Origin of the sequence: Nitratireductor sp. StC3 (genome assembly GCF_003015025.1) — a bacterium.
GTDB lineage: Bacteria > Pseudomonadota > Alphaproteobacteria > Rhizobiales > Rhizobiaceae > Mangrovimarina > Mangrovimarina alexandrii.
This window is the reverse complement of sequence record NZ_PYBP01000006.1, coordinates 126,475-138,992: the sequence shown is the minus strand read 5'-3', so window position 1 is coordinate 138,992 and position 12,518 is coordinate 126,475. Positions and strand designations below refer to the sequence as shown.

The following is a 12,518-nucleotide window of genomic DNA, read 5'->3' as shown; positions in this document are numbered from 1 at the left end:
TTTACCCGGACAGGCACCTTGCCGCGTGCGGACGAACCCTTCATAGCGCGCATTGGAGGGAGAATGCCCAGACTTGCCGCGAATCTGACGATGCTGTTCACCGAGGTACCGTTTCTGGACAGGTTCGAGCGCGCCGCGCGTGCCGGCTTCACTGCGGTCGAATTCCTGTTTCCCTACGAGCATGACGCCCGGGCGATCGCCGTTGCGCTCGACCGCAACGGGCTCGACCTGGCACTGTTCAACACGCCGCCCGGCGACTGGGCGGCGGGCGACCGGGGGCTCGCGGTCGACCCGCGCCAGCGCGCGCGGTTTCGCAAGGCTCTTTCCCTGGCGCTCGATTATGCTGCCATACTCGGCGCGCCGCTGATCCACTGCATGGCCGGCGTGGCGCCCAAGGAGATCGACCGCCGCGATCTGGAGGATAATTTCGTCGACAATCTCGTCCATGCCGCCGCCGAGGCGGCCCGGCGCGGTGTGCGGATCATGATCGAGCCGCTCAACCGGTTCGACATGCCTGGCTATTTTCTGGAAACCATGGCCGAGGCGGCCGCGATCCTCGACCGGGTCGGTTCGGACAATCTTTTCCTGCAATACGACATCTACCACCAAAGCCGCACCGGCGGTGAGATCGTGGCGACGTTCGAGCGCCATCGTGCGCGGATCGCCCATGTCCAGATCGCCGGTAATCCGGGGCGCCACGAACCCGATCGCGGCGAACTTGACTATCGCGCCGTTCTGGCGGCGCTCGACGCGCGCGGTTATTCGGGTTTCGTCGGCTGCGAATACCGGCCGGCGGGACGGACCGAAGACGGGCTCGGCTGGGCGCGGGACTATCTCGAAAAGCAGGGCTGAACCGGTGCGCGCCGGTTTCGACCCGACCTAACCGGCGACGTCGATGACGCCGCAATCGCCGGCCTCCGAGCCGAAGGCGACGCGGCGGCCTTCGCCGTCCCAGTCCAGTGCGGTGATCGCGCCTTTGCCCGGCCGCCGCAGCAGCACTTCCTTCTGGTCGGCGATGCGCCCGGCTAGCACCATGCCGTCGCTGAAGCCGATGGCGACGAATTCGTCGGTTGGATGGCAGGCGACCGCCGTGACCATGGTATCGGCGCGCGTGCCGAGTTCGACCGGCGCCTTGCCCATCGGCCCGTCCTTGCCGGAAAACGGCCACACGATCGCGGCCGGCGCGCCGGAGGTGGCCAGCCAGCGACCCTTCGCGGCCCAGGACCAGGATTTCACTTTGGCTGGATAGCCGCTCATGCGCATGTGCTTGCCGTCGGCGAGTTTCCAGCCATGCAGCGCGTTTTCCTGCATGGTGGTGACGACAAAATTGCCGTCCGGGGAAAAGGTGATACCGGTGTGAGCGCCGTCCCAGGTCAGGTCCACCGGCGTGCCGTCGGCGGCGGGAAAATGCAGCGTCGCGCCGTTGTAGCGGGCGACGCCGATGCGCATGCCTTTCGGCGCAAAGGCGACGCCTTCCACCGAGCGCGGGTGGGCGAAGTCGCGCAGGCGCCCGTCGGCGAAACGCACATAGGCGGTGCGGCCGGAGGCAAACGCCACCGCGCCCTGAGGGCCGCCGGCCAGTGCGGTAACCCATTTGCGGCCGATCGAGGCGAGTTCGCGTAGATCGCCCTCAGGCGTCACGGCGCAGACGCGTCCGTCCTCGCCGGCGGTCAGAAGCATCTTGCCGTCGCCGGCCGGCGCGGCCGCCAATAGCCCGTCATGCGCCTCGATCGCCTTGTGTCCGTCGTCGAGCCGGTGGACGGTCCCGTCGGCGAGCGCGAAATGGGGTATGCCGGCGATCCAGCGGGCGGCCACGCAATGGCCGTTGAGGTCGAGAGGGGCGACAGTGGGCATAAGGTGTCGGGAGTCCTGGGTCTGTGCGGTCTGCGGCGCCCCGGTCCGGGAGGCGACGGCGCCAAAGCGAGGTCGGGCGTCAGGCCTGGCACGCCTCGAAGGTGCGCTTCAGCCGTTCGGCGTCGAGGTCGCGGCCGATGAAGACGAGCCGGCTTTCGCGTTTTTCGTCGTCGCGCCAGGCACGCTGGTGGTCGCCCTCCACGATCATGTGCACGCCCTGCACCACGTAGCGCTCGTCGTCGCCGGCAAGCGCGATAATGCCCTTCAGCCGCAAGATGTTCGGGCCGTCGATCTGGGTCGTCTTCTCGATCCAGGGAAAGAATTTCTTCGGATCGAGCGCGCCGCCGCGCAGGGAGATCGACCGCACCGAGACGTCGTGGATTGGCGACGCGTCGTGATGGTGATGATGATCGTGGCCGGCATGGTCGCCATGATCGTGATCGCAATCGGGTCCGCAGGCGTGGTCGGGGTGGCCGTGATCGAGAAAATGCGGGTCGTTGTCGAGCGCGCGCGTCAGGTCGAAGGCGCCCCGATCGAGCACCTCGGAAAGCGGCAGTCCGGCGCGGGTCGCGCGGTGGATGCGCGCCGACGGGTTGATCGCGCGGATGGTCGCCTCGACCGCTGCCAGTTCGTCCTCGTCGACCAGGTCGGTCTTGTTGACAACGACCACGTCGGCGAAGGCGATCTGGTCCTCGGCCTCGCGGCTGTCCTTCAGCCTGAGCGGCAGGTGCTTGGCGTCGACCAGCGCCACAACGGCATCGAGCCGGGTCTTGGCGCGCACGTCGTCGTCCATGAAAAAAGTCTGCGCCACCGGCACGGGATCGGCCAACCCGGTGGTTTCGACCACGATGGCGTCGAACCGCCCGGGCCGGCGCATCAGCCCTTCGACGACGCGGATCAGATCGCCGCGCACCGTGCAGCACACGCAGCCATTGTTCATCTCGTAGATTTCCTCGTCGGATTCCACGATCAGTTCGTTGTCGATCCCGATCTCGCCGAATTCGTTGACGATGACGGCGTAACGCTTGCCGTGGTTTTCGGTGAGGATGCGGTTGAGCAGCGTGGTCTTGCCGGAACCGAGATAGCCGGTCAGCACGGTGACTGGAAGTTGGGTTTGCGTATCGGACATCAAGTCCCCCGGGGAGCGAATTGCGGATCGGTTTCCATATAGGATGGCGGCCGATCCAATGCACGCCGGCAGCGGCGAAACAAGGTCCGAATCTCGCCGGCCTTTCCGTTGTCAGGCAAGATCGGCGAGATCGAAGCGGTCGACATCCGCAAGCAGGTCGACAAATCCGCGCGCGGCGTGATCGAGCAGGCGTTCGCCGGCCGCCGCGCTGGCAGCGGCGGCATCGCCGACCACGCCGTGCGGCGAGAGGTCCCGCATCGTCCAGCCGAACGCGTGCGGACCGTAGGCGCGCAAATGGGTGAAACGGGCGGCGAACCTCTCCTGCGCGGACGCGAATGTCGCGGCCTTTTCCATGTCGACCAGATCGGGCCGCAGCGCCAGCATCACCGATGTCTCGACAAAGCCGCCGTGAATGCCGAAGGCCCGTTCCGTCTCGCCGACCAGGCCCTCGGGATATCCGAAACGCGTCCAACTCGTGGCGACCGCCAGCATCGTTTCGCGCACCCGCAATTCGGTGGCGACGATCGTCATCAGCGGCGAGTTGCCGCCATGCGCGTTGAGCATGACGAATTTCCGGCAGCCGCGCGCGGCCTGTTCGGCGCCGATCGCGATCCAGCGTTCCACCGCCTCGCCATAGGTCAGGCTTTCGGTGCGGCCGAGGTCGAGATGTTCGATCGAATACCCGACCGGCTCGGCCGGCAGCCACGTCACGTCGATGTTTTCCGGCAGCATTTGGGCGGCGCGGGCCGCGACCGCGTCGGCGATGATCGTGTCGGTTTCGGGGGGTAGATGGGGGCCGTGCTGCTCGCTCGCGCCGAGCGGCAGGACCGCGATGGTTTTGCCGGTGCGGGCGCGTGCAGGCTCGACTTTGCCGGCTTCACTGTTTGTCATGGAACTGCAATCATCCTCTGCCATAAGTTCGTCGGCGAATTAGTCGGCCGGTTTTCATGCTGCCTTTTCGCGTGTCGAAAACCAGACGCCCGGGCCCGTCGCGACCGGTGTCGGACACTAGATCGATTGCGGCGAACTTGGGAGGGGCGAATGGCCAAAACGGAAAAGGGCGTGGCGATCAGCCGCCTGCAATCGACGGCGCGGCTGGTTCGCACCTCGCTCGCCGCGCGCCTGCTCGATCACGGCTTTTATGCCGGCCAGGACCAGATCATGCTCGCGCTCGCGCACGAGGACGGCCAGACGCCGGGCCAACTCGCCAACCGGCTCGGCGTGCGTCCGCCGACCATAACCAAGACCATCAACCGGCTCCAGGCGCAGGATTTCCTATTCAAACGCCCGTCCGACAACGACGCCAGACAGGCCCATATCTTCCTCACCGAGACTGGGCGCGATGCGATCAAGGCGATCGAGAAATCGGTGCGCAAGACCCAGAAGATCGCGCTCAAGGGGCTCGACAAGAAGGAGCAGAAGGCCTTCTTGAAAATGCTCGCGCGTATTGAAGACAATCTCTCCGGCACGGCACGGATTTCGGGTGCTGAACGGGGCGAGTTTGGGGAAGAGGCGGTCGAGGATCTATAAGCCGCTTGACCTGTCGCGGTCCCGCGCAAGGCACTCGAAAAGCGGTCCTTCGGAGCGCGTCGCCCTCATCCCGCGGCCTCGCTGCGCTGCGTTCCGGTCGCCAGCGCGGGCGGCGGGTGCGGCTGTACTCGGCCTCGGCGCCGACCGCGGGACCTGGCTCGCTGTCGAAAAGGCTTTGAAATGCCGTGGGGCGATGGCATAAGCGCGATTAAACGGTTTAAACGACCCGGGCGGATCGTCGGGAGGGGCGTTCTGGCGCAGAAAATCAAGCTTTCGACCATCGCCGAGGCACTCGGCGTGTCCACGGCGACGGTGTCGCTGGCGCTGCGGGACAGTCCGCTGGTCGCCGACGCCACACGCGAACGCATCAAGGACCATGCGCGCGCGATCGGCTACATCTACAATCGTCGCGCGGCCAGCCTGCGGACCTCGCGATCCGGTATTGTCGGCGTTGTCGTGCACGACATCATGAACCCGTTCTTCGCCGAAATCCTGCGTTCGATCGAGAGCGAACTCGACCGCAGCCGGCAGACATTTTTGTTGTCCAACCACTACGACCAGCTCGAAAAGCAGCGGACCTTCGTCGATACGCTGCTTCAGCTCGGTGCCGACGGCGTCATCATGTCGCCGGCGATCGGCACGCCGCGCGAGGATATCCGGCTGATCGAGGAAAACGGCCTTCCAGCCGTGCTGATCGCCCGCTCGGTCGAGGGTGCGGAGGTGCCTGTGTTTCGCGGCGACGACGCCTACGGAATCGGGCTCGCCACCAATCATCTGATCTCGCTCGGCCATCGTCGCATCGCCATGATCGGCGGCACGGATCAGACCTCGACCGGCCGCGACCGCTACCAGGGTTACGTCGCGGCGATGGAAAAGGCCGGTCTCGTCGTCGCGCCGCACTGGCGCATTCCGGGGCCGCGCACTAAGCAGAGCGGTTTCGAGGTGGCCGGGCAGTTTCTGGCCCTGCCGGACAAGCCGACCGCGGCCGTCTGCTGGAACGACCTGGTGGCGATCGGGCTGATGAACGGCATTGCGCGTGCCGGGCTGGTGCCGGGCGTCGACATCTCGGTCACCGGCTACGACGACCTTGAGGAGGCGGCGATCGCGACGCCGGCCCTGACCACGGTGTGGAACGGCCAGCGCGATGTCGGCCGCCGCGCGGCGCGGGCCTTGCTCGACAGGTTGAACGGGGTTCCTGTCAGCGCGTCGCAAGAACTGATCAAGCCGGAGCTGCATGTGCGGCAATCGACCGGCAAACCTGTCGAGCGAGACTGAGATCACAACGCTCGCGCTGCCTGTCGGGCAGCGCGGTTTTACGGCAAATCGACATAATTACGGCCCCCGCCGTGAGGCGGGAGCCGGGCATTGCTAACGGTTTTGGGCGAAGCCGCCCATCCCGTACCGCGCGCCGCAGGCGCTACATGGTGTCGACCTGATCGCACAGGGCGACGGTCACCGTGCCGTAGGAGCCGCGGCTTTCCATCGCGCGCTCGCAGGCCGCCTTGATCTCGTCGCGGTCCTCCTTGCCGAGCGCGGCGAAGATTTCCTTCACCTCGTCGTCCGACCGGATTTCGGCCATCGTGTCGTCGGTGAAGAAACCGCCCATCACGTCGGCGTTTTCCTCATACATCATGCGCTCGTCTTCGGATTTGAAGTTCGGTCCCGAACCGGCCTTCGACGTGGCGCTGGTGGTCTGGGCGAGCGCGCCGCCGGCTGCGAGTCCGATGGCAAGCGCGGTGGCGGTGATGATCTTAAAGGTCATATCAGTCCTCCTTTCATCGTGTTGGACTGCCCGGTCAACGTGGGCGACCGGCGGGTCGTTCCTGAATTTTCCGATCACGGCTTCGCGAGCGGGAGCGGCAGGCGATGCTTGCCGGGCGCGTGCGCTATGCCTACGGTGTCGGCGCAACTTCAACGAGAAGACGGGTCGTGATTTCATGCGCGATATTTCCATCCTGGTGCCGGGCAAGCTGCACGACCATGCCGTCAAGCGGATCTCGGACGCGTTCCGGCTGGTGCCTCTCGAGACCGCCGACCCTGGCCTGTTGAGCGGGCGCTCGGCCGACGCCGTTCGCGGCATCGCGGCGATGACCACGATCGACGCGGCGTTCATCGACGCGCTGCCGAACCTGGAGATCATCGCCAATTTCGGCGTCGGCTACGATGCCGTGGACGCGGGCCACGCCGCGTCGAAAAAGATCATGGTGACCAACACGCCGGACGTCCTCAATGAGGAGGTCGCCGACACCGCGGTCGGATTGCTGCTCAACACGGTGCGCGAATTCACGAAGGCCGAGGCCTATCTGCGCGCCGGCCGGTGGGCGCGGGAAGGGGGCTATCCGCTGACGGCATCGACCCTGCGCGGCCGTCGGGTCGGCATATTCGGCCTAGGACGCATTGGCCAGGCGATCGCGCGCCGGCTGGAGGCCTTCGGCCTGCCGATCGCCTACCACAACCGGCGACCGGTCGCCGGCGTCTCCTACACCTATCACGACACGTTGCGTGGTCTCGCCGAGGCGGTCGACGTGCTCGTCTCGGTGGCTCCAGGCGGGGCGCAGACGCACAAGATCGTCAACGCCGAGATTTTCGAGGCGCTCGGTCCCGACGGCGTCTTCATCAATATCGGGCGCGGCAGCACGGTAGACGAGCAGGCGCTGATCGCGGCGCTTGCGGCCGGTACCATACGGGCCGCCGGTCTCGATGTCTTTGCCGACGAACCGCATGTGCCGCAGGCTCTGCTCGACCTCGACAACGCGACGCTGCTGCCGCATGTGGGCTCGGCCTCGCGGGCAACGCGGCAGGCCATGGCCGACCTGGTGGTCGACAATCTGCTTGCCTGGTTCGACGAGGGGCGCGTTCTGACCCCGGTTCCCGAAACCGCCGGGCTTGCCGCGACGCGAAGGGGTTAACCTTTCGTTAACCCCTTCGCACCACCTTCGATGGCGGGGGTACAAGCAAGGATGATTCGCGGTGAAGCTGTTTTCCGTGCTCGTCATGGCGCTTGCCGCCACGGCCGGTCTTTATGTCACGTCGCAAAGGGCGCCGGACAGCGCGGCGCAAGAAGTCACCGACGCGCCTGACGGCCACTATTCGCTCTATCGGGTCGGCGGCGCCGAGCGGTGCCTGGTCGAACGGGCGGGCGCTGCGGCGCAGGGTCGGTTCCGCCTCGTCCTCGAACCCGGTTGCGGCAAACTCGACGAACGGTTCGCACAGGTTCGTTTCGGCCGCGACGAGGGCAACGGGCTTTTGAGCTTCTTGTCGGAGGATGGCACGCCGGTGGTCGAGTTCGCGGTCGCCGACGGGATCGCCTACGAATCCGTTCGGCCGGAAGCGCCGATCTTTCAGCTTCTTTCCCGGTTCTGACCACAGCGTCATAGGACGCTGTGGCCGCAGGAGCCTATTCGGCGGCCGTTCGCGCATGGCCGCGCTTGGCCACATAGGTGCGCACGGCCGCGCCGAACGCCTCGAAGATGCGGCGTGAGGCGCCGTCGGTCCCGACCCAGTATTCGGGATGCCATTGCACGCCGACCGCGAAGCCCTTGGCACCCAGAACTGAAACGGCCTCGACCGTGCCGTCCTCGGCTACCGCCTCGATCCCGAGCCGCGGCGCAAGCCGGCCGACGGCTTGCCGGTGAACCGAATTGACCTCGATCGCGCCGGCTTCGAACAGATCGGCCAGGCACGACCCTTCTGTGAAGCTGACGCGGTGGCGAATGGCGAAGCGATCGTCCTGGAACTCGCTCGGCGGGGCGCGGTGGTCCATGATGCCGGGGCGTTCCTGGATCTCGGTCGCCAGCGTTCCGCCAAGCGCGACGTTCAATTCCTGGATGCCGCGGCATATGGCGAGCAGCGGCACGCCGCGTTCGATCGCCTTGCGGATCAGCGGCAGCGTGGTGGCGTCGCGGGCCTCGTCGTAGGGGCCGTTGCGCTCGCTGGCGTCGCCGCCGTAGAGCGCGGGGTGCACATTGGTCTTGGACCCGGTGATCAGCACGCCGCCGACCTGGTCGAGCAAGGCGTCGAAATCGATGCGCTCCCCGAAGCAGGGCAGAAGCATCGGCAAGACGCCGGCTCCCGACAGGGCGGCCTCGATGTATTGCTGCGGCGTGGCGTGCCATGTGTAGCGGTCGAAGACGCGCACATCGGTTGAGACGGCGACGAGAGCCGGGTGCATTTCATCCATCCTATGCCGGTCGCCCCAGGGCGGTGTCAGACGCTGCCCGGAGCAGGTTGCGTATCGCCCCAGGGTCCGGCTGAGCCACGCGAATGAGCCGGAATCTAACCGTCTTTGCCATCACTTCCAACCGCTCTGTGGCGCAATTGCGGCGAATGCGCTGCGTGTATTGATACGGGTCGGAGTCGGGTGTAACGGGGCCTTGTCGGCACCGTCCGGCAGCCGTTTTGCAACATGACCGGCATATTGGGAGGTTTTTTATGGATCGTCGTTCGTTTATCAAGGCCGCGGGGCTGGCTGGCGGCACGGCCGCGCTCGCCGCGCCGGCCATCGCGCAGGGCAACATGACGTGGCGCATGGTCACGACGTGGCCGAAAAATTTCCCCGGCCTCGGTGTCGGCGCCCAGCGCCTTGCCGACCGTATCACCGCCGCCTCGAACGGCAGGCTGACCGTGCAGGTCTATTCGGCCGGTGAATTGGTGCCGCCGCTGCAGTCGCTCGACGCGGTCATCGACGGATCGGCCGAGATGAGCCATGGCGCGGCCTATTACTGGCAGAACAAGAGCCAGGGCCTCGCCTTCTTCACCGGTGTTCCCTACGGCATGACCTCGCGCGAGCTCGCCGCCTGGGTGCGCTATATGGGCGGCCAGGAAGTGTGGGACGAAATCTACGACCAGTTCGGCGTCCAGGGGTTCCTGTCCGGCGACACCGGCACGCAGGCCGGCGGCTGGTTCCGCGACGAATTGAGCGGGCTCGACAGCGTCGAGGGGCTGCGCTTCCGCACGCCGGGGCTCGGCGGCCGGGTCTGGGAAAAGCTTGGCGCGACGGTGACCAACATGGCGGCCGGGGAAATCTTCCAGGCCCTGCAGTCGGGTACGCTCGACGCAGCCGAATTCGTGGGTCCCTACAACGATTTGGCGCTGGGCTTCTACCAGGTCTGCAAGAACTACTATTTCCCCAGCTTCGTCGAGCCGGGGCTGGCGACCGAGCTTGTCGTGTCGAAGGCCAAGTATCAGGAACTGCCATCGGACCTGCAGGCCATCATCAAGGATGTGTGCCAGGCCGAATACGATCAGGTCGCGTCGGATTTCTATGCAAACGACCCGCGCGCCCTGCAGACTCTGGTCAACGATCACGGCGTCAATGTGCGTACGTTCCCCGATGACATTCTGGAGGCCGGTGCCAAGGCCGCGGCCGAGATCATGGGTGAATTGCGCGGTTCCGGTGATGCGCTGACGAAGAAGACCACGGAAAGCTTCATCGAGGCGCTCAATATCCTGCGGACCCGGACGGAGGGCACCGACGGCGCCTTCGTCGCAGCTCGCGAGAAGTTTTTCTCCATCTGACGATCGCGCCTCCGGCGCTGACCCTGAAGAGCCCCGGACGGTGACGTCCGGGGCTCTTTCGTTTCGGTGCGGCACGGTTGGTGGGGATCAGTTGTACAAAAGCCGCGGCAGCCACGTGGCGATGCCGGGGAAGGCGAACATGATCGCGATCGCCAGGATCTGCAGGATCACATAGGGGAAGACGCCGCGGTAGATCATAGAGGTCGCGACCTCGCCCGGTGCGACGCCGCGCAGATAAAACAGGGCGAAGCCGAATGGCGGCGTCAGGAAGCTGGTCTGCAGGTTCACGCCGACCAGCACCCCAAGCCAGACCGGATCGACGTCCAGTGCCAGCAAAATCGGCGCGGTGATCGGGATGACGATGAAGATGATTTCGAACGTGTCGAGGATGAAGCCGAGCAGGAACATGATCGCCATCACCATCGCCACGGCGGTGAGCGTGCCGCCGGGCAGCCCGGTCAGGAATTCATGCACGAGGTTGTCGCCGCCCATCAGGCGAAAGACGATCGAAAACACCGATGCCCCGAACAGGATGATAAACACCATGCAGGTGATGGTCGCCGTCGCCACGACCGTTTCGCGCAGCACAGTGAAGGACAGTCGCAGGCGCAGCGCGGCAAGCAGCATCGCGCCGACGGCACCGACCGAGGCCGCCTCGGTGGGGGTTGCGATGCCGCCGAGGATCGAGCCGAGGACGGCGAGCACAAGCAGCAGCGGCGGCAGCAGCGCCACCAGCACTTCGCGGCCGAGCGCGCCGCGGTCTTCCGCGGCCACCGGCATCGCCGGGCAGGAGGCGGGCTCTATGAGCGCCTTGATGGCGACCCAGCCCATATACAGGCTGACCAGCAGCAGACCGGGCAGCAGCGCACCCGCGAACAGGTCGCCGACGGAGACGGGCACCGGGGCGAAATTGCCCTTGGCCATCTGCACCTGGGCGTTGATGCCCGACAGCATGTCGCCCATGAAGATCAGCACTGTGGACGGCGGGATGATCTGGCCCAGCGTGCCGGAGGCGCAGATCACCCCGCTTGCCAGCTTGGGATCGTAGCCGGCGCGCAGCATGGCGGGCAGCGAGATCAGGCCCATCGTGACCACCGTCGCGCCGACCACGCCGGTCGAGGCCGCCAGCATGGCGCCCACCAGCACCACCGACATGGCAAGCCCGCCGCGCAGATTGCCGAACAGCTTGCCCATGGTCAAAAGCAGTTGCTCGGCGATCTTGGAGCGTTCCAGCACCACGCCCATGAAGATGAACAGCGGCACGGCCACGAGGACCTCGTTGGTCATGTAGCCGATATAACGGTTGGCCAGGCTGCCGAGATTGGACGGGTCGAAGACGCCGAATCCCATTCCCGCCAGGCCGAAAAGAAGCGACACCCCGGCCAGGGTGAAGGCGACCGGGAAACCCAAAAGCAGAAAGCCGATAATGCCGACGAACATCAGCCCCGACAGGAGCTCGCCGAGAAAAACGGGATCCATCAGCCGCTGACCTCCGGCACGGGCGCGGCGGCGTTTTCGTAACGCAGATGCGCGGGCAGCAGATGCTCGTTGCCGGTCAGGACCAGGACGGAGCGCAGGGCCATGGCGACGCCCTGCAGAGCGATGACGACGGCGAAGCCGAGAATGAACGTTTTTAGGACGAACAAGCCCGGCATCCCACCGACATTGGCTGAGCCCTCACCCAGCCGCCACGCGCGCGCCACGAAGGTCCAGCCATAGGCGAACACGATATAGGCGAAGGGCAATAGGAAAAGCACGACCCCGATCAGGTCGACGGTCGCCTTCGCCCGCCGTCCCGCCGGCCGGTAGAAGATGTCGACGCGGACATGATCGTTGCGCAGCAGCGCGAAGCCGGCCACGGCGGTGAACATGGCGCCGTTTAGCCAGATATAAAGGTCCTGCATCCACACATAGCTGACCGCGAAGACGTAGCGCTGCACCACCACGGTGAAGCAGACTAGGACGATCGCCAGGGAAAGCCAGGAAAAGACATTGCCAATGAAGCGGTTGAAGGCGCTGATGGCGCGTACGACAAGAGCGATCGCCTGCACCGGCTATGTCTCCGATGCACCACGAGCAGATGGCGCTGCAGCCGACGCTGTCATGTGACCTCCCGTTTCCCCCTCGAACCGTCCGGCACGAGCCAGGCGGTTTATCGTTGGCCGCGGACTTTGTCCGGCCGGCCGATTTTGCTTAGCAGCTTTGTCCGGGTGGCAAAAGTAACAGCAAGCGAAAAATGCGCCTCCACAACGCCCGGTGGCGGGCCGGCGGTTGGATTGCCGGACAAACGGGCGGGTGACGGCGCGGAATATCCAGCTGGCCACGTCGTGCTCGCCACGGCGAGAGCGCAAGATCGATTGTGCCGAAAGCGTCGCAAACGAAGCGGTTTGTCCGCCTCGCCTTGGCGGAAAGGTGGATATCCGAATGCTGGACACACTTCTTCGAGCGTGTATTGTCGCAGGCTGAAACCGTTGGATAGCCCTCTCGG

13 protein-coding genes are annotated in these 12,518 nt (G+C 65.6%); 6 read left to right on the top strand and 7 right to left on the bottom strand.

Translation table 11 applies throughout. The features are described from left to right. The first annotated feature begins 63 nt into the window (after positions 1-63). Positions 64-852 carry a 2-oxo-tetronate isomerase gene (otnI, locus tag C7T96_RS14590; protein WP_106571977.1) on the top strand — a complete coding sequence of 263 codons (789 nt, stop codon included), beginning with the start codon at positions 64-66 and terminating at the stop codon, positions 850-852. A 27-nt stretch (positions 853-879) separates the two neighbouring features. Here the strand turns inward: otnI and C7T96_RS14585 are convergent, their stop codons facing one another. The 3 genes from C7T96_RS14585 to C7T96_RS14575 form a co-directional block, all read right to left on the bottom strand. Beyond that, a complete protein-coding gene (locus C7T96_RS14585; protein WP_106571976.1) occupies positions 880-1,854 on the bottom strand; it encodes a WD40 repeat domain-containing protein in 975 nt (324 codons plus the stop codon). Positions 1,855-1,933: 79 nt separating this feature from the next. Next, the gene (locus tag C7T96_RS14580) at positions 1,934-2,983 is read right to left on the bottom strand and encodes a GTP-binding protein (RefSeq protein WP_106571975.1); all 1,050 of its coding nucleotides are present in this window, start codon (positions 2,981-2,983) and stop codon (positions 1,934-1,936) included. Between the two features lie 111 nt (positions 2,984-3,094). Then, positions 3,095-3,874: a creatininase family protein gene (locus tag C7T96_RS14575; protein ID WP_106571974.1), complete on the bottom strand. Its 780-nt coding sequence runs from the start codon at positions 3,872-3,874 to the stop codon at positions 3,095-3,097. Positions 3,875-4,024: 150 nt separating this feature from the next. On the opposite strand from C7T96_RS14575, the gene C7T96_RS14570 reads away from it, so the two are divergent. Both C7T96_RS14570 and C7T96_RS14565 read left to right on the top strand, forming a co-directional pair. Next, positions 4,025-4,513, top strand: coding sequence for a MarR family winged helix-turn-helix transcriptional regulator (locus tag C7T96_RS14570; RefSeq protein ID WP_106571973.1), 489 nt, complete (start codon positions 4,025-4,027; stop codon positions 4,511-4,513). 252 nt (positions 4,514-4,765) lie between these two features. Next, the gene (locus C7T96_RS14565) at positions 4,766-5,788 is read left to right on the top strand and encodes a LacI family DNA-binding transcriptional regulator (RefSeq protein WP_106572091.1); all 1,023 of its coding nucleotides are present in this window, start codon (positions 4,766-4,768) and stop codon (positions 5,786-5,788) included. Between the two features lie 142 nt (positions 5,789-5,930). On the opposite strand, the gene C7T96_RS14560 is transcribed toward C7T96_RS14565, so the two are convergent. Further along, positions 5,931-6,275 carry a hypothetical protein gene (locus tag C7T96_RS14560; RefSeq protein WP_106571972.1) on the bottom strand — a complete coding sequence of 115 codons (345 nt, stop codon included), beginning with the start codon at positions 6,273-6,275 and terminating at the stop codon, positions 5,931-5,933. Between the two features lie 175 nt (positions 6,276-6,450). On the opposite strand from C7T96_RS14560, the gene C7T96_RS14555 reads away from it, so the two are divergent. Beyond that, positions 6,451-7,422, top strand: coding sequence for a 2-hydroxyacid dehydrogenase (locus C7T96_RS14555; protein ID WP_106571971.1), 972 nt, complete (start codon positions 6,451-6,453; stop codon positions 7,420-7,422). Positions 7,423-7,483: 61 nt separating this feature from the next. Beyond that, the gene (locus tag C7T96_RS14550; RefSeq protein WP_106571970.1) at positions 7,484-7,876 is read left to right on the top strand and encodes a hypothetical protein; all 393 of its coding nucleotides are present in this window, start codon (positions 7,484-7,486) and stop codon (positions 7,874-7,876) included. Positions 7,877-7,910: 34 nt separating this feature from the next. On the opposite strand, the gene C7T96_RS14545 is transcribed toward C7T96_RS14550, so the two are convergent. Beyond that, entirely contained in the window at positions 7,911-8,684 is a 774-nt protein-coding gene (locus C7T96_RS14545; protein WP_106572090.1) for a gamma-glutamyl-gamma-aminobutyrate hydrolase family protein, read from the bottom strand. 260 nt (positions 8,685-8,944) lie between these two features. On the opposite strand from C7T96_RS14545, the gene C7T96_RS14540 reads away from it, so the two are divergent. Then, a complete protein-coding gene (locus tag C7T96_RS14540) occupies positions 8,945-10,030 on the top strand; it encodes a TRAP transporter substrate-binding protein (RefSeq protein WP_106571969.1) in 1,086 nt (361 codons plus the stop codon). An 87-nt stretch (positions 10,031-10,117) separates the two neighbouring features. On the opposite strand, the gene C7T96_RS14535 is transcribed toward C7T96_RS14540, so the two are convergent. After that, positions 10,118-11,509 carry a TRAP transporter large permease subunit gene (locus tag C7T96_RS14535; protein ID WP_106571968.1) on the bottom strand — a complete coding sequence of 464 codons (1,392 nt, stop codon included), beginning with the start codon at positions 11,507-11,509 and terminating at the stop codon, positions 10,118-10,120. Further along, entirely contained in the window at positions 11,509-12,081 is a 573-nt protein-coding gene (locus C7T96_RS14530; protein WP_106571967.1) for a TRAP transporter small permease subunit, read from the bottom strand. Before C7T96_RS14530 ends, C7T96_RS14535 begins: the two co-directional genes overlap by 1 nt. Positions 12,082-12,518: the final 437 nt, after the last annotated feature.